General features: G+C 71.2%; 15 protein-coding genes, 1 pseudogene and 1 riboswitch. Of the genes and pseudogenes, 10 read left to right on the top strand and 6 right to left on the bottom strand.

From position 1 onward, the window contains the following. Positions 1-21: 21 nt before the first annotated feature. The 3 genes from ramS (at position 22) to MDN94_RS15505 (ending at position 4,133) form a co-directional block, all read left to right on the top strand. Positions 22-150, top strand: coding sequence for a mycelium formation morphogenetic lantipeptide SapB (gene ramS / locus MDN94_RS15495; RefSeq protein WP_053556909.1), 129 nt, complete (start codon positions 22-24; stop codon positions 148-150). A gap of 333 nt (positions 151-483) precedes the next feature. Next, positions 484-2,361 (top strand): ABC transporter ATP-binding protein, encoded by a 1,878-nt coding sequence (locus MDN94_RS15500; protein WP_482726386.1) that lies wholly within the window; start codon positions 484-486, stop codon positions 2,359-2,361. Then, positions 2,358-4,133, top strand: a complete 1,776-nt coding sequence (locus tag MDN94_RS15505; protein WP_482726387.1) for an ATP-binding cassette domain-containing protein — start codon at positions 2,358-2,360, stop codon at positions 4,131-4,133. The genes MDN94_RS15500 and MDN94_RS15505 overlap by 4 nt, the downstream gene beginning before the upstream one ends. A 56-nt stretch (positions 4,134-4,189) precedes the next feature. On the opposite strand, the gene MDN94_RS15510 is transcribed toward MDN94_RS15505, so the two are convergent. Then, positions 4,190-4,777, bottom strand: a complete 588-nt coding sequence (locus MDN94_RS15510; protein WP_482726388.1) for a response regulator transcription factor — start codon at positions 4,775-4,777, stop codon at positions 4,190-4,192. Positions 4,778-5,218: 441 nt separating this feature from the next. On the opposite strand from MDN94_RS15510, the gene MDN94_RS15515 reads away from it, so the two are divergent. Beyond that, complete coding sequence (locus MDN94_RS15515; protein WP_482726389.1) at positions 5,219-5,722, top strand: ATP-binding protein; 504 nt, start codon at positions 5,219-5,221, stop codon at positions 5,720-5,722. Between the two features lie 321 nt (positions 5,723-6,043). After that, positions 6,044-6,237, top strand: a pseudogene (locus MDN94_RS15520) (scabin-related ADP-ribosyltransferase); the annotation flags it as partial. Positions 6,238-6,295: 58 nt separating this feature from the next. Here the strand turns inward: MDN94_RS15520 and MDN94_RS15525 are convergent. Next, positions 6,296-6,934 (bottom strand): GNAT family N-acetyltransferase, encoded by a 639-nt coding sequence (locus MDN94_RS15525; protein WP_482726390.1) that lies wholly within the window; start codon positions 6,932-6,934, stop codon positions 6,296-6,298. A 102-nt stretch (positions 6,935-7,036) separates the two neighbouring features. On the opposite strand from MDN94_RS15525, the gene MDN94_RS15530 reads away from it, so the two are divergent. Further along, entirely contained in the window at positions 7,037-7,252 is a 216-nt protein-coding gene (locus MDN94_RS15530) for an EF-hand domain-containing protein (RefSeq protein WP_005311639.1), read from the top strand. A gap of 69 nt (positions 7,253-7,321) precedes the next feature. On the opposite strand, the gene MDN94_RS15535 is transcribed toward MDN94_RS15530, so the two are convergent. From MDN94_RS15535 to gcvT, 4 genes are all read right to left on the bottom strand, one after another. After that, positions 7,322-8,707, bottom strand: a complete 1,386-nt coding sequence (locus MDN94_RS15535) for an L-serine ammonia-lyase (RefSeq protein WP_482726391.1) — start codon at positions 8,705-8,707, stop codon at positions 7,322-7,324. 195 nt (positions 8,708-8,902) lie between these two features. Further along, positions 8,903-10,162, bottom strand: a complete 1,260-nt coding sequence (gene glyA, locus MDN94_RS15540; RefSeq protein ID WP_482726392.1) for a serine hydroxymethyltransferase — start codon at positions 10,160-10,162, stop codon at positions 8,903-8,905. Positions 10,163-10,184: 22 nt separating this feature from the next. Then, positions 10,185-10,559, bottom strand: a complete 375-nt coding sequence (gene gcvH / locus MDN94_RS15545; RefSeq protein WP_159686883.1) for a glycine cleavage system protein GcvH — start codon at positions 10,557-10,559, stop codon at positions 10,185-10,187. Between the two features lie 79 nt (positions 10,560-10,638). Then, on the bottom strand, positions 10,639-11,754 hold the full coding sequence (gcvT, locus tag MDN94_RS15550) for a glycine cleavage system aminomethyltransferase GcvT (protein ID WP_482726393.1): 1,116 nt from the start codon (positions 11,752-11,754) through the stop codon (positions 10,639-10,641). Positions 11,755-11,902: 148 nt separating this feature from the next. Continuing rightward, a riboswitch (glycine riboswitch) is annotated at positions 11,903-11,999 on the bottom strand. Positions 12,000-12,206: 207 nt separating this feature from the next. On the opposite strand from gcvT, the gene MDN94_RS15555 reads away from it, so the two are divergent. The 4 genes from MDN94_RS15555 (at position 12,207) to MDN94_RS15570 (ending at position 17,004) form a co-directional block, all read left to right on the top strand. Further along, positions 12,207-12,821, top strand: coding sequence for an AAA family ATPase (locus MDN94_RS15555; RefSeq protein ID WP_482727081.1), 615 nt, complete (start codon positions 12,207-12,209; stop codon positions 12,819-12,821). Between the two features lie 625 nt (positions 12,822-13,446). Beyond that, positions 13,447-14,196, top strand: coding sequence for an enhanced serine sensitivity protein SseB (locus MDN94_RS15560; protein WP_482726394.1), 750 nt, complete (start codon positions 13,447-13,449; stop codon positions 14,194-14,196). A 134-nt stretch (positions 14,197-14,330) separates the two neighbouring features. After that, positions 14,331-15,122 carry an enhanced serine sensitivity protein SseB C-terminal domain-containing protein gene (locus MDN94_RS15565; protein WP_482726395.1) on the top strand — a complete coding sequence of 264 codons (792 nt, stop codon included), beginning with the start codon at positions 14,331-14,333 and terminating at the stop codon, positions 15,120-15,122. A 211-nt stretch (positions 15,123-15,333) separates the two neighbouring features. Further along, the gene (locus MDN94_RS15570) at positions 15,334-17,004 is read left to right on the top strand and encodes an ABC transporter substrate-binding protein (RefSeq protein WP_482726396.1); all 1,671 of its coding nucleotides are present in this window, start codon (positions 15,334-15,336) and stop codon (positions 17,002-17,004) included. Positions 17,005-17,011: the final 7 nt, after the last annotated feature.

Raw genomic sequence — 17,011 nt, forward strand, 5'->3', positions numbered from 1 at the left:
CCCGACAGAGAGGAAAAGATCATGACCCTGCTGGACCTGCAGTCGATGGAGACCCCGAAGGAAGAGGCCATCGGCGATGTCGAGACCGGCAGCCGCGCCAGCCTGCTGCTGTGCGGTGACAGCAGCCTCAGCGTGACCACCTGCAACTGATCCGGCGCGGCTCCGCGAGCGGCGCACGTCGCGGCGGAGTCCCGGCGCCCCCGGAGCAGATCTCCGGGGGCGCCGCGGCGTCCGGAACGCCGCTCCGAGCGGCCGGCGCTCCCCGGCCGAGCCCCGGAGCGGCTTCCCGGGGCCCCCGGGCGTCTTCCGCAGAGGACCGGCGGGACGAGCGCCGCAGACAGCTGACGGAGAGGGGTGACGAGGCTGGAACGGGCCGAGCGGGTGAGGGGCAGGCGACGGCGTGTGGGGGAACGGCGTGACCCGGGGCACCCGGCCGCGAAGCCCCGGGGCAGGAGCCGGGGGGAGAAGGGCCGTACGGCGCCTGTGGGCGGAGGCGACCCGCTCCTGCGCGGCACGGTGCGGCGCACTTGGTTCCTCACCGCCGTCCTCGGCCTCTGTTCGACCTCCGCCGCCGCGTGCGCGCTCGCCGTACCCGCCGTCATCGGCCACGCGCTCGACCTGATGCTGGACCGACGCCCCGGGGTGGGGCCATGGCTCGCCCTGAGCGCCGTGCTGCTGGCGGGTGAGGTCCTCCTTGAGGCAACACGCGTCCTGCTGAGCCAACTGGCGAACGCCCGCGCCACCGCCTGGGTACGGGTCCGGGCGCTGACGGGGCTGCTCGGCACTCCGCTCGAGAGGGCGGCCCCCTACTCTCCAGGTGACGTCGCCGCCCGGCTGTGTGTGAACGCGGCGGACAGCGGCGCCGCGCCCGCGGCGCTCGCGACCATCGTCTCCTCACTGCTCACCCCCGTGGGGGCCCTCGTCGCCCTCGTGCTCATCGATCCGTTGACCGCTGCCGTGTTCCTCGCCGGTGTTCCGCTGCTGCTTCTGCTGCTGCGTGTCTTCGCCCGGCACTCGTCCGACAGCGTCGGCCGCTACCAGCGGGTGCAGGCCGACATAGCCGCCCGGCTGACGGAGGCACTGGAGGGCGCCCGTACGGTCGCCGCGGCGGGCACCGCCGGCCGAGAGGCGCGGCGCGTCCTCGCCCCGCTCGACGAACTGGCCCTGCACGGACGGCGTATGTGGAACGTCCACGGCCGTGCCGTGGCGCACAGCGGCGTGCTCCTGCCGCTGCTCGTCACCGCCGTCCTCGCCGTGGGCGGTATCCGGGTCTCCCATGGCGCCCTGAGCGTGGGGGAACTGCTGGCAGCCTCGCGCTACGCGGCGCTCGCAGCGGGCGTCGGCGGGGTCGCGTCCCCGCTCGGCGCGCTCGTCCGTGCCCGCAGCGCGGCCCGTCGCACGGCCGAACTCGCGGACCTGGAGCCGATGTCCCACGGCTGCGAGGTCCTGCCCGTCGGCGGAACCGGCGCTCTGGAACTCCGGGGTGTCGGTCTGGTGCGCGGCGGCGTGCCGTTGCTCACGGACGTGACGTTGAGGGTGCCCGGTGGCGCGACGGCCGCCGTGGTGGGCCGGTCCGGCTCCGGCAAGTCCAGCCTCGCCGCCGTCGCCGGCCGGCTCGAGGACCCGGACGCGGGACAGGTGCTCCTCGACGGCGTACCGCTGTCCCAGGTGGTGCGCGGCGACCTTCGCGCCCGCGTCGCCTACGCCTTCGCACGACCCGAGTTCACCGGCGGCACGGTGGCAGAGGCAGTGGCGGCCGGAGCCGTGCCCATGAGCGGTGAACAGGTCCGGCGCGCCGCGGCCCTCGCGCACGCCGACGGCTTCGTACGCCTCCTGCCCCAGGGGTACGAGACACCGCTGGACCAGGCGCCGTTGTCCGGGGGCGAGCGGCAACGCCTCGGCCTGGCGAGGGCCTTCGTACGGCGCGGGCGTCTGACGATCCTGGACGACGCGACCTCCAGCCTCGACACGGCCACGGAACGCCAGGTGGAACTCGCGCTGTCGCGTTCCTCGCTCACCGGCACGTGGGTGGTCGTCGCGCACAGGGTGTCCACCGCCGCCCGGGCCGACCTGGTGATCTGGCTGGAGGCGGGCCGCGTCCGACGCGTCGCGTCGCACGACGAGCTGTGGCGCGACCCGGACTATCGTGCGGTGTTCGCCCCCGGCTCCGTGCCGGAACAGCCGGCCTCCCCGCACCCGCCGGCAGAGGGAATCCCTCTGCCCGCGCCGGATCCGCCCGCCGCGCCCGACCGCGTGCCTACGGGGGACCCACGTGCCGCGGGCGCGGCCCTGCCGCCTGCGAGGACCGGCCCGCCGCCCGCCGCCTCGGTCGCTCGACGCGGCCGGGGGTCGGGGCGATGAGCCGGACCGGCGCCCGGCCCGGTCACGGCCCAGCCGTCACCGACCGGGTGGCCGCCCACCGCCTCGTGGCACCGGCCCGGCGTTTCCTCCTGACCAGGAAGCGGACTCTGTTCGGGCTCATGGCGCTGTCCGCCGCCGAGTCCGTGCAGACGTTCCTCGGTGGTTACGGAGTCGCCAGAGCACTCGACGACGGATTCCTGCGGGCGGACACCGGGACGGGTCTGCTCTGGCTGGCGCTGGCGGCCGGGGTGATTCTGCTCGGCGCCCCCGTCACCCGCGGGGTCTTCGCCCTGCTCGCCGACCTGACGGAGCCGCTGCGCGACGCTCTGGTCCGCCGAGCGGTGACGCACGCACTGCGCAAGGCCACCCTCCCCGGCGGCTCGGTCGACGGTACGGCCGTCTCTCGGCTGACCAGTCAGACAGAGATCGCCCGGGACAGCTTCGCGGGGCTTGTGCTCACCGCGCGCTCCTTCGTCTTCGTCGCCGCCGGGGCCGCGGTCGGCCTGCTGTCGCTGGCACCGCAGTTCCTGCTGATCGTTGTGCCGCCGCTGCTGCTGGGAGTCGCGCTGTTCATGATGTCGCTGCCGCCGATGGCCCGCGCCCAGCACCGATACCTCGATGCCGACGAGGCGATCGGCCGGCACGCGCAGGGCGTACGGACGGCCCTGCGCGACATCGTCGCCTGCGGCGCGCAGGACGCGGTCGCCGCGCGGGGACGGCTCGAAGTCGGCGAGGCCGCCGCCGCTGCACGGTCGATGGCCCGCTGGGCAGCGGTGCGCACACTCGCCGTGGCCGTGGCCGGTCAGCTGCCGGTTCTCCTCCTCCTGGTCTGCACGCCGTGGCTGCTGCGGCAAGGTGTCTCGGCGGGAGCGCTGGCGGGCGCCCTCACCTATCTGCTTCAGGCCCTGCTTCCCGCCCTGCATTCACTGATGACGGTGCTCGGCACCGCGGGCGCCCGGCTGCTCGTGGTCCTCGGCCGGCTCACCGAGCCGTACCCGGACACGGCCGTCGCCCCTCCCGCCGCAGGCCCCCGGCCCGGTCCCCGGACCGGCGGGGCGGCGGTGGAAGTGCGGGGCGTCCGGGTCTCCTTCGGGGCGCGGGCGCGTCCTGTCCTGGACGGGCTGGACCTGTCCGTCGCCGAGGGGGAGCACCTCGCGGTCGTCGGGCCGAGCGGCATCGGCAAGTCGACACTGCTCCAGGTCGTGGCCGGCACGCTGGCGCCCTTCGAGGGGACGGTGCGGCTGGCCGGGCACCCCCTCGCGCCGGCGCCGCCCACGGACCTGACGGGCCTGCGCACCCTTCTCCCGCAGGACGCGTACGTGTTCACCGGAACACTCCGGGACAACCTGTGCTATCTGCGCCCGCACGCCCCGCGATCCCTCGTGGAGGAGACCGTACGGGCGCTGGAGCTGGAGCCGCTCGTGGCCAAGGTCGGCGGCCTGGACGCGCCCCTGACACCGCGGACCCTTTCCCAGGGCGAGCGGCAGCTCGTCGCCCTCGGGCGTGCCCACCTCTCCCCGGCGCCCGTGCTGCTGCTCGACGAGGCGACGTCCCATCTGGATCCTTCGGCGGAGGCGGTGGCGGAGCGGGCTCTCGCCGCCCGCCCGGGGACCCTGGTCGTGGTGGCCCACCGGCTGTCGTCGGCGCTCCGGGCGGACCGTGTTCTCGCCCTCGACGGCACGCAGGCCCGGTACGGAACGCACGAGGAACTGCTCGTGCGTTCCGCTCTGTACCGGGACCTGGTGGGGCACTGGCACGCCACGGGCGGCTGACACGACCGGCGGCCGCGTCCGTGCACCTGCCGGAGCGGCGCGGACCGCCGACCCGGTCAGGTCCAGCCGGCTCCCTGCGCGATGCGGATCGCGTCCACCCGGTTGCGGGCCCCCACCTTGCGGATGACGCTCGCCATGTAGTTCCGGACCGTCCCCTCGGACAGGTGCAACGACGCGGCGACCTCCGCTATCGGCTGCCCCTTGGCGGCCAGCGCCAGCACGCTCAACTCCCTTCGCGTGAGGGGCATTTCCGCCGCCGCCAGGAAGCCGGCGGCGAGTGCCTCGTCCACGAACCGGTCGCCCTTCGCCGCGCGGCGCACCGCGGTGAGTAATCGGCGCTTGGAGCCGTCCTTGTCGACGAACCCGAGGGCACCGGCCTCATGGGCCCTTCGCAGCACCCCCGGTCGCTGCGCCGGGACGAGCGCCACGAGGGCGCCCCTTCCGGTCGCCGTCCGGTCAGCGGCCCTGGCCGGCTCGAGGCACTCGGCGTCGATGACGTAGACGTCCGGCACAAGAGCGCCAGGGGCCGGTCTCTGCGGCCAGTTCGCAACTGAGGAGACATCGAACTCGCCGCCGCAGCGCAGCAGTTCCTCGAGCGCCGCCCGCAACAGCCCGGCCTCGTACACCACGGTCACCCGTATCATTTCCCACCCTCGTTATGCCCGTCGCACGGTGCGGCGTGACGCTCCTGATCCGCCCCTCCTCCGAGTGCCCCCGCGATGGTCCGGGGAACGGGGCTTTCGGAAGCGCAGGAGCGCACGAGGTGGCGGATTGGCCGGATGAGTACCCGGGCCGTGGAGCCGGTGCAGGCCATCGAGGGCTTCGCGGGAGGGCACCGCACGACAAATGGCCTGATCCCACGCACCCTTGAGGTGTGGGCGGAGGGCGGCACAGCGGTGTCGGCCGGCTGCCGTGGGTCCCGGCGTCACTCGTGAGGGTGGCCTTCACCCGGGTTCAGGCGGGCGGGCCCCACCTGGCGTCGTCGAGGCCGGATGCCGATCGAGCCGGCCGGGGCGTCCCGTTCCGAGGGGCTTCGTTCCGCGGTAACGGCCACGCGGACGGGCGGCAGGGGCCATGATGGAGACATGGCGGGCCTCGATGGTGTGGGACAACCGCGGCAACGCGTCAGCGCAACCGCCGCACGGTGGGTACCGGCCGCCGACGACGAACAGGCCTTGAAGGCCGTCGAGTTGTACGGCAACCCCACCGACGCGGAGGTGCGCCTCCCCTCCCGGCCCGAGTCCGCCGCCACCGCCCGGCGGCTCACCCAGTGCGTGGTGCTGCGCCAGTGGGCGCTGCCGGCGCAGACGGGTGAGTACGCGGTCCTGCTCGTCTCCGAACTCGTCGGCAACGCGGTACGCCACACCGGGGCGCGAGTGTTCGGCTTACGGATGCTGCGCCGCCGCGGCTGGATCCGCATCGAGGTGCGCGATCCGTCCCGGGGCCTGCCGTGTCTGATGCCTGTCGGAGAGATGGACATCAGCGGCCGGGGGTTGTTCCTCGTCGACAAGCTCGCCGACCGCTGGGGCGTGGACCTGCTGCCGCGCGGCAAGACCACCTGGTTCGAGATGCGGGTCGCCGACCGCTGACGCACGCCGGCGGGCCCGCGACACACAGAAGCCCCCGTGCGCCGCGATGGCGGCGACTCGGAGGCTTCTGTGTGGAGCGCCGTGGATCGGGGGGTGTATCCACGGCTGCTGATGTCGACCTGGCCCGGGTCAATGGAGGTCGTGTCATCGACTATGACAGACGGACGCCTCATCTCCAAAATCATATAAGCGGGCAAAATGTATCCAATGGAATAGATCGTCAAGGGATCGTAGGTGAGCGCGCGCAATCACCTGGCATTTCATGCATAAGTATCCCTTCAGGTGCTTGATTCATCGGTCCCGAGAGGAGGTAGGTGCGCATCGCCCGGCGGCATCCACGTCGGCGAGACCATCGGCGACATCCACCGCGGTGGGCGGACAAGGTCGAGGTGGCTTTCCCCGGCGGCATCGACCGGGACTTCATCGTCGGCGCCTGTCCCGTCGACAAGGAGACCGGGCGCGAGATGATGAGCGAGTGCAGGGGCAACCCGAACTACCCGCCCTGGCGCCTGTGACCTGAGCGGAAGAACGCCGCCCCGGGCCCGACCGGCCCGGGGCGGCCCTCCCGCGCCGTCACCGCGCCGCGAGGAGCGCCTCGGAGGCGACCGGCCGGAAACCCGCCCGCTGGAACGCGCGCACGCTGCGTGCGTTGCCGGGCGACTGCTGGGACCACAGCACCGGCCCGGGCACCAGATGCCGCGCGGCGACGGCGAGTCGGGGACCGATGCCCCGGCCGCGCGCCTCCTCGTCGACCTCGACGGACACCTCCCAGCGGCCCGCCAGCCCCCGGCCCATGACGAGCACTCCACCGTCGGCCGCCCACACCCGCACCTCGTCGCGGCGCTTGAGGGCGCCGACCACACGGGGATGCTCGCGGTCCTGGATCTCGCGCAGTTCGACATCGGGATCCCCGGGCAGCGCCTCCGCGACCGTCACCAGGTCGATCGTGTCCATGGACCGTCCGGTGCGCCGCATCAGGGCGGCCAGGAAACCCGGGTTCATGGTGGCGGCCAGCCGGTCCGAGGCGGTGGCCGCCAGTTCGGCCCGTATCCACTCCGGGTCCTCGGCCGTGAAGACGACCGAGTGCGCGGTGAAGGCCACCACGCCCTCGTCACGGGCACCGGGCCGGTCGACCACCGTCACACCGCCGTCCGCGGGCGGGAACCGCCCCTGCGCCGCGGCGGCGAGCAGCCGCCCCAGTTCGTCGCTCATCGCATCTCTCCCCGTTCGTGGGTACAGGCCTCGCCTCCATGATCGATGACGCGGGCCGATAATCTGACCCCCGTCAGTAATGCACCAAGAAGGGGTGGACCGGTGGCGGACATCGAGTCAGCACGCAAGGCGTTCGACCGTTACGACGCGGACGGCGACGGCTTCATCACTGCGGCCGAGTACAAGACGGCCATGGCTCAGATGGGTGACTGGAACGTCACCGAGTCGGTGGCCGAGGCCGTGATCGCCGCACAGGACACCGACAAGGACAAGCTCCTGTCGTTCGACGAGTTCTGGGCCCACCTGAACAAGGCCTGATCCCGCACGGGACACGGGAAGGCCCCCGGCGCAGCGCCGGGGGCCTTCCCATGCCCGAAAGGGCTGCGGTCAGCACTCGATGATGTTCACCGCGAGACCGCCGCGGGCGGTCTCCTTGTACTTGACCGACATGTCGGCTCCGGTGTCCTTCATCGTCTTGATGACCTTGTCCAGGGAGACCTTGTGGCTGCCGTCGCCCCGCATCGCCATCTTCGCGGCCGTGACCGCCTTGACCGCCGCCATGCCGTTGCGCTCGATGCACGGGATCTGGACCAGGCCGCCGACCGGGTCGCAGGTGAGGCCGAGGTTGTGCTCCATGCCGATCTCCGCGGCGTTCTCGACCTGCTCCGGGGAGCCGCCGAGCACCTCGGCGAGCGCGCCCGCAGCCATCGAGCAGGCGGAGCCGACCTCGCCCTGGCAGCCGACCTCCGCGCCCGAGATCGAGGCGTTCTCCTTGAAGAGCATGCCGATCGCGCCCGCGGCGAGCAGGAAGTCGACGATGCCCTTCTCGTCGGCGCCGGGCACGAAGTTCATGTAGTAGTGCAGGACCGCCGGGATGATGCCCGCGGCGCCGTTCGTGGGGGCGGTGACGACCCGGCCGCCGGCTGCGTTCTCCTCGTTCACGGCCATCGCGTAGAGCGTGATCCACTCCATGGCGAGTGCCTGCGGGTCGCCCTCGGAGCGCAGCTTGCGGGCCGTGGTGGCGGCCCGTCGGCGGACCTTGAGACCGCCCGGCAGGATGCCCTCGCGGGACATGCCGCGCGAGACGCACGCCTGCATGACCCGCCAGATCTCCAGGAGCCCCTCCCGGATCTCGTCCTCGGTGCGCCAGGCCTTCTCGTTCTCCAGCATCAGCGCCGAGATCGACAGACCGGTCTCCTTGGTGAGACGCAGCAGCTCGTCGCCGGTACGGAAGGGGTACTTCAGGACGGTGTCGTCGGGGACGATCGGGTTGTCGCCCGCCGCTCCCTCTTGAGAAAGCACGGTCTCGTCGACGACGAACCCGCCGCCGACCGAGTAGTACGTCTTCTCCAGCAGAGTCGTGCCCTCGGCGTCGCGGGCGAGGACCGTCATGCCGTTGGCGTGGTACGGCAGGGCCTTGCGGCGGTGCAGGACGAGGTCCTCGTCGAAGTCGAAGTCGATCTCGTGGGCGCCGAGCAGGTTGATCCGCCCGTTCGTCCTGATCCGCTCGACCTGCGCGTCGGCGCTCTCGACGTCGACCGTCCGCGGAGAGTTGCCCTCCAGGCCCAGCAGGACGGCCTTGGGAGTGCCGTGGCCGTGCCCGGTCGCACCCAGCGAGCCGAACAGCTCGGCCCGTATCGCCGCGGTGTGGGCGAGCAGGCCCTCGTTCTTCAGGCGCCGGGCGAACATCCGGGCGGCGCGCATCGGGCCCACCGTGTGGGAGCTGGACGGGCCGATGCCGATCGAGAACAGGTCGAAGACCGAGATGGCCACGGGAAACTCCTTGTGGGGTGGTAGACGCCGTTGTCTGCCGTGTAGTGCAGCGGCGCGCAGCGCCTCGTATACGGGTGGCGTTGGGCGCGGAGGCATTGCGGGTGCGTGGTGCTTACGTGGTGCGGGGCACCGCGCGCACGGTCCAGTGTGCGCGGTGCCCCTTTTGTTTTGTCCGGGTCCGTTACGGGAGATCCGTCACAGACCAGGGTAGAGCGGGTGCTTCTCGGCCAGGGCCGTCACGCGGGCGCGCAGCGCCGGCACGTCGTACGACGGCTTCAGGGCCTCGGCGATGATGTCCGCGACCTCACGGAAGTCCTCGTCCTGGAAGCCGCGGGTGGCCAGCGCCGGGGTGCCGATCCGCAGACCCGAGGTGACCATCGGCGGCCGCGGGTCGTTCGGGATGGCGTTGCGGTTGACCGTGATGCCGACCTCGTGGAGGCGGTCCTCGGCCTGCTGACCGTCCAACTGCGAGTTGCGCAGGTCCACCAGGACCAGGTGCACGTCCGTGCCGCCGGACAGCACGGAGACGCCGTGCTCGGTCACGTCGGCCTGGACCAGACGCTCGGCGAGGATGCGGGCGCCGTCCAGCGTGCGCTGCTGGCGCTCCTTGAAGTCCTCGGAGGCGGCGACCTTGAAGGAGACCGCCTTCGCCGCGATGACGTGCTCCAGGGGGCCGCCCTGCTGGCCGGGGAAGACCGCGGAGTTGATCTTCTTGGCGAGCTCGGCGGTGGACAGGATCACGCCGCCGCGCGGACCGCCGAGGGTCTTGTGCGTGGTCGTGGTGACGACGTGGGCGTGCGGCACCGGGTTGGGGTGCAGACCCGCGGCCACCAGGCCGGCGAAGTGCGCCATGTCGACCATCAGGTAGGCGCCGACCTCGTCGGCGATCCTCCGGAAGGCCGCGAAGTCCAGCTGGCGCGGGTACGCGGACCAGCCGGCGACGATCAGCTTCGGCTTGGACTCCTTGGCGAGGCGCTCGACCTCGGCCATGTCGACCTGGCCGGTGGCGTCGTCCACGTGGTAGGCGACCACGTTGTAGAGCTTGCCGGAGAAGTTGATCTTCATGCCGTGGGTCAGGTGACCGCCGTGGGCCAGGTTCAGGCCCATGATCGTGTCGCCCGGCTTCAGCAGCGCGAACATCGCGGCCGCGTTCGCCTGCGCGCCCGAGTGGGGCTGCACATTGGCGTGCTCGGCGCCGAACAGCGCCTTGATGCGGTCGATGGCGATCTGCTCGACCACGTCGACGTGCTCGCAGCCGCCGTAGTAGCGGCGGCCCGGGTAGCCCTCGGCGTACTTGTTCGTGAGGACGGAGCCCTGTGCCTCCATGACCGCGACCGGAGCGAAGTTCTCCGAGGCGATCATCTCGAGGGTGGACTGCTGACGGTGGAGCTCGGCGTCGACAGCGGCGGCGACATCCGGGTCCAGCTCGTGGAGAGGGGTGTTGAGAAGCGACATCACTCGGTCCCTAAGGTTTTGGTCAGCCGGCGAAATCGGTGTACTCGTCCGCGGAGAGCAGGTCCTTCGGCTCTTCGCTCACGCGTACCTTGAAGAGCCAACCGCCCTCGAACGGGGCGGAGTTCACCAGGGACGGGTCGTTGACGACGTCCTCGTTGGCCTCGGTGACCTCACCGCTGACCGGGGAGTACAGGTCGCTGACCGACTTGGTGGACTCCAGCTCGCCGCAGGTCTCGCCCGCGGTCACCGTGTCACCGACCTCGGGGAGCTGGACGTACACCACGTCGCCGAGCGCGTTGGCCGCGTGCTCCGTGATGCCGACCGTCGACACGCCGTCCTCGGCGGCCGACAGCCACTCGTGCTCCTTGCTGTAGCGCAGCTGCTGGGGGTTGCTCATGACCTGAATTCTCCTGTACGCGGGGGAGTGCTGGTGAACGGGGACAGGGTGCGGACGATCACTTCCGGCACCCGGAGGATCACTTCTGGCGCTTGTAGAACGGCAGCGCCACGACCTCGTACGGCTCGTGGGTGCCCCGGATGTCGACGCCGACCCCCGAAGTGCCCGACGCGGCGTGGGCCGCGTCCACGTATGCCATGGCGATCGGCTTGCCGAGGGTGGGGCTGGGGGCGCCCGAGGTGACCTCGCCGATCACCATGCCCTCCGCCACGACCGGCATACCGGCACGGGGGACCCGGCGGCCCTCCGCGATCAGCCCGACGAGCTTGCGCGGCGGCGCGGACTCGGCACGCTCCGCGGCGGCCGTGAGCGCCGCACGGCCGACGAAGTCGCCTTCCTTCTCGAACTTCACCACCCGGCCGAGGCCCGCGTCGAACGGGGTGAGCGCCGTGGTCAGCTCGTGCCCGTACAGCGGCATGCCCGCCTCCAGGCGCAACGTGTCACGGCAGGACAGGCCGCACGGGATCAGACCGGCGGGCGCGCCCGCGTCGGTCAGCGCCTGCCAGAGCTTCTCGGCGTGCTGCGGCTCGACGAACAGCTCGAAGCCGTCCTCGCCGGTGTAGCCGGTGCGGGCGATCAGCGCCGGGACGCCGGCCACGGTGCCCGGCAGGCCCGCGTAGTACTTCAGGCCGTCCAGGTCCGCGTCGGTCAGGGACTTCAGGATGCCGGGGGACTCCGGTCCCTGGACCGCGATCAGCGCGTACGCGTCACGGTCGTCACGGACGGTGGCGTCGAAGCCCCCGGCGCGCTCGGTGAGGGCGTCGAGCACGATCTGGGCGTTGCCGGCGTTGGCGACGACCATGTACTCGTCCTCGCCGAGGCGGTAGACGATCAGGTCGTCGACGATGCCGCCGTCCTCCTGGCAGATCATCGTGTAGCGGGCGCGGCCGAGGCCGACGGTGCCGATGTTGCCGACCAGCGCGTAGTTCAGCAGGTCGACGGCCTGCGGACCGGTGACGGTGATCTCACCCATGTGGGACAGGTCGAACAGCCCGGCCTTGGTACGGACGGCGTTGTGCTCGTCACGCTCGCTGCCGTACCGCAGGGGCATGTCCCAGCCGGCGAAATCGGTCATGGTCGCGCCCAGCGACCTGTGCAGGGCGTCGAGTGCGGTCAGACGGGGGGCGTTGCTCATAGGTGTGGCTCCCAGGGCATGGCTGCGAGGACAATCCTCCCCATCTGTCATCGGAACCTGAGAGGTTCGCCCCGACTACGCGTACGGGTAGTCGTGACTTGCACCTTGGGTGGAGCCACTCGAATGCGGCTCGCTTTTCAGATCTGCCTCATCACACGCGGTACGGGGCCTGAGAGATTCAAGGGAGGAACTTGCTCCTTCGGCGCCCGCCACAGAGGTGGCAGGGACTCTCCCGCGTGGATTCAAGCGGCCGGTATGGAGTTTGCGCGCACATCATTGCACGCATCGGGGAAGAGTGGAGCGTGAGGCCGCCCTGAAAACACTTGAGCCGTATTACCAATTCTTTACACTTCATGGGCAAGGGTGTGGCATGACCCGACACGGGGAGGGGGACGACGTTGCAGCCGACCGGTGCATACGCCACGACCACGGGGGTGCCCGCGCCACCGGGCATGTCCGCCGTCCCGTCCCGGGCCGGAGCGGCCACGACCGCCCTGCCCGTCCTGCGCGACCTGCGGCAGCGGGCCGGGCGCAGCCCGCACAGCCTGATCTTCGCCGCCGGTGACGTGGTGGTCGTCTCCGGCCTCCCCGGCAGCGGCAAGTCCACGCTGATCCGGCGCGCGGCGAGCGGCCTCGGCATCGACTCGCAGGACACGCGGGACCGCTGGGACGCCCGTGCGCCCCGCTTCCTGCCGTACGCGATCTACCGCCCGCTGGTTCGGCTCGCCCACTACGCCGGACTGCGGCGCGCCCTCCGCTCCGGCGCGAGCGTCGTCGTGCACGACTGCGGCACGCAGGCATGGGTGCGGCGCTGGCTCGCCCGTGCGACACGGCGGCGCGGCACGTCCCTCCACCTGGTGCTGCTGGATGTGACACCCCAGGTCGCGCGCGCGGGCCAGCGCGAGCGGGGCCGCGGCGTCTCGGGCTACGCCTTCGCCCGCCACCGCCGGGCCGTCTCCCGCCTGGTCACCGAAGCGGAGGCGGGCCGCCTGCCGTCCGGCTGCGCCTCGGCGGTCCTCCTGGACCGCGAGGCAGCGGGGACGCTGGGGCGACTGGGCTTCGGATAACGGCCGCTCCACGTCCGCTGCGCGAGCCCTGTTCCCGCCCCGCCGCGGCCGGACCCCCGGAGGTGCTGCACCGCGCGCCCGCGCGGTGCCCTCTATCTGCTCTCCACGGCCCGCCGGCCGTGAAGGGTGCGCCCGAACGGGTGATTTCGCTCCACGAAATCGGCCGGGTCGGCGGCGCTCGCCTGCGTCGGCTGCGCCAGGGTCGGACTCCGTTGATGGGGTAGTCCGGGCCTCGTCGGTTGCGCCGGCCTGCCTCGGCTGCGCCAGGTGTAGGACTCCGCTGATTCGCAGCCGTGCCTGCGGCGGCCGAGCTCTTCGCCGGCCAGGTTCCGGACCCGCCGGCGGCGGCCCGAGCCCGCGTCGACGGCTCAGGCCTCCGCGGACGGAGGCAATTCCAGCCTCGCCGGCGTTGGAGGCGCGGGGGTCCGGTGGGGGCCCCACGCCGCCAGGCGGAGGGAGGAGCCCCCGCAAGCACCGCGCCGAGCACGGTGGCGGGTCCGGGCGGAGCCCGTTCGGGAAGGGGTGGCGTGGGGAAACGCTCCGCGCAGCGGACACCCCCCGGCGCTAGGGTCGTCGCGCACGACCACGCACCGCCCACTGCTGGGGCCCGCACGAAGGACACCGCATGGACATACCCCGCACCGGCTGGCCCGGCAACGAGCTCGAAGAGGTGCTCGCCGCCTCCCTCGGCAACCCCGCGGCCGGCGGCCGCCTCGTCGAGGTGCTCGGCCGCAGCCCGATATGGGTCCCGCTGCCCAACGGCGGCAGCCAGGAGAGCCGCGACCTCGATCTGCCGACCATGGAGATCGATGGCGCCGCGTACGTCCCCGTCTTCAGTTCGGAACAGCAGTTCCTCCAGTGCGTCGGCGCCCATATGCCGTTCACCGTCGCGCCCGCCCGGGAATTCGCCCGCGGGCTGCCCCCGCAGCTCGGTATCGCCGTGAATCCGGGCGGCGCCGTGGGCGCCCCGTTGCCGCCCGCCGCGGTCGCCGAGCTGTGCCGGGTGGGGCGGACGCCGCTCGAGGGTCCGGCCTCCGGCGGCCGGGTGCGGCTCTTCGAGCCGGACTGGCAGGAGGAGCCGGTCGACTTCCTCGCTGCCGCGGCAGGCGAGTTCGAGGCCGTCGGCGTCGTGCTGACGGGCCGCCGCGCGCTCGCCTCCATCGAGGGCGACGCGCCGACACTCTTCATCGGTGTGCAGCTCTCGTCATGGGAGGGCGTCGAGCGCAACGCCCCGATGGACGCCCTCGGGCGGGCCATGGGCCGGGTCCAGCCGCCGTGGCCGGTCAACCTGGTGCTTCTCGATGTCGCGCAGGATCCGGTGGCCGACTGGATGCTCGAGCGGGTGCGCCCCTTCTATCAACGACAGCACGTGTAGGGCTCGGGCCTGACACGAAAGAGAGACCCTGTGGTCAAGTCTTTGTCGGGAGGGCCGATTAAGCTGGTTTGATGGCCTGACCAGCCTGACAGAGGCTGTGCGGAACGGTGGGACCGAACGAGGGGCGGAACAGGGTGAGTGCGTCAGGCACCGCGGCGGCCGGGCAGGTCGAGCACATGCTGCGCCAGGTGACTCCCGGCCGCTACGACGCGTACGAGGCGCTGCTGCACGCCCTGGCCGACCCCGCGGGCGGCCGGATCTGGATGCTGTTGTGGCACGGACAGCCCGGCTCGCCCGACGCCCAGTACGGCAACATGGAGATCGACGGCGTCTGTTACGCCCCCTGCGTCACCTCCCCCCAGGAGCTGGCCGTCTCCGGCTGGAACCGTGCGCACGAGGTCACCACCGGCCGGGACATCGCCCGCGCCCTCTACCCGGACCGCTGGGGCATCTGGCTGAACCCGCACGCGCCCGGCGGCGGTGTCGGCGTGCCGTGGCTGGATCTGCGCCGGATCGCCACGGGTCTGGACCGGATGCCGGCGGGACCGCTGCGGCTGTCGGACCCGGCGATCGAGATCCCGCAGTTCTACGCCCTGCTCACGCAGAACGCCCACCGCACCCCCGCCGTCCGCTCGCTGCGGCGTGCCTGGGTGCAGCCCGCGGTGGGGCCCGCGTACCTGGCCATCGGTCTGGATCTCTACGACACCGGCCCGCAGGCGGTCGAGACGGTGCGGGTGATGATGCGACAGTCGGTGGCCGCCGTGCCGGACGGCCTGCCGGTGTCGACCGTGGCCATGTCCGACGAGTACGACCCGGTCACCATGTGGATGCGTGTCAATGCCCGCCCCTTCTACGACCGCGACGCCCACGCGGGGGCACCGGCCGCCGGCGGCGGGTACGGATATCCTCCGCCGCACACCCGCTGAGCTGGGCCGCTGCGGAAATGACGGGAACGAACTCCGTCGGATGTCAAGGGTGTTAAATCGCCTGGCGGGGATGTCCCGTATCTGCCCGGTTTGTTGAGTGTCCGGGTCTCGAGTAGGTATCACCGCTATCCGGACTGTTCTCCCAGGTGTCTCCCGTCTGTAGTGTTCGGCCGTCAAGACCTCTCCCACGGCGGAACCTCGGGGTGGACCCATGCGAATATTCAAGTCCGGAGCTGTCCGGGCGATCACGGCGGCGGTGGCCGTCGGCCTGATCGCCACCGGCTGCGCCAGCGAGCGGGGCAAGGACGGTGACAAGGGCGGCGACAAGGACACGTTCGTGTTCGCCGGCGCCGGTGACCCCGGCTCCCTCGACCCTGCGCTCGCGAGCGACGGTGAGACCTTCCGGGTCACCCGTCAGGCCTTCGAGGCCCTGCTCGAGCACGAGTCCGGCGGCAGCAAGCTCGTCGGCGGTCTCGCCGAGAAGTGGTCGAGCGACCCGGCCGGCAAGGTGTGGACGTTCAACCTGCGCAAGGGTGTGAAGTTCCACGACGGAGAGGCGTTCAACGCCGCCGCGGTCTGCGCGAACTACGACCACTGGTTCAACTGGAAGGGCACCTACCAGTCGAGCGCGGTCTCCTACTACTGGCAGACCATCATGGGCGGCTTCGCCAAGAACGAGGACAAGGAAGCCCCCAAGCCGAACTACAAGTCCTGCACGGTGAAGGACGAGAGCACGGCGGTCATCGAGGTCAATGAGCCCTCGGCGAACCTGCCGGGCGGCTTCTCCCTCCAGGCGCTGGCGATCCACTCGCCGAAGGCCATCAAGGAGTACGCGAAGCAGGACGCGACCGCCAAGGGCGACGCGATCACGTACCCCAAGTACAGCCAGGAGGCCGGCACGGTCGCCGGCACCGGCCCGTACAAGATCACGAAGTGGAACAAGGGCAACAAGGAAGTCACCCTTGAGCGCTTCGACGACTACTGGGGCGAGAAGGCCAAGGTCAAGAACCTGGTCTTCCGCACGATCGACACCGAGGCCGGCCGCCGTCAGGCGCTGCAGGCCGGTGACATCGACGGTTACGACCTGGTCGCTCCGGCCGATGTGAAGACGCTGGAGAAGGAGGGTTACGAGGTTCCGACCCGTGACGTCTTCAACATCTTCTACGTCGGTATGACGCAGTCGAAGAACCCCGCCCTGAAGAAGCTCGAGGTCCGGCAGGCCATTTCGCACGCCATCGACCGCGAAGGCATCGTCAAGACGCAGCTGCCCGACGGCGGCAAGGCCGCGACCCAGTTCATGCCCGACACGGTCGCCGGTTTCTCGGACAAGGTGAAGACCTACCCGTTCGACACCAACAAGGCCAAGGAGCTCCTCAAGAAGGCCGGTGAGGAGAAGCTCAAGATCGAGTTCTGCTACCCGACCGAGGTCACGCGCCCCTACATGCCGGCGCCGCAGGACATGTTCGAGCGCATGAAGGCGGACCTGGAGAAGGCCGGCATCACGGTCACCCCGAAGGCGATGAAGTGGGCCCCGGACTACCTGGACGCCACCGAGGCCGGCTCCTGCGCCCTGCACATGCTGGGCTGGACCGGTGACTTCAACGACGGCTACAACTTCATCGGCACCTGGTTCGCCGGTCCCGACAAGCAGTGGGGCTTCAACGACAAGAAGGTCTTCGACGCGGTGAACGCCGCCTCGAAGGTCACCGACCCCGCAGGTCGCGTCGAGGCTTACAAGAAGGCCAACGAGACGATCATGGAGTACGTCCCGGGTGTCCCGATCTCGGCTTCCCCGCCGGCGATCGCGTTCGCCAAGAACGTCAACCCGCCGAAGGTCTCCCCGCTGACGCAGGAGAACTTCGCCGAGGTCTCCTTCAAGTAATCGAAAC

It is taken from the genome of Streptomyces sp. WAC00040 (assembly GCF_056835925.1).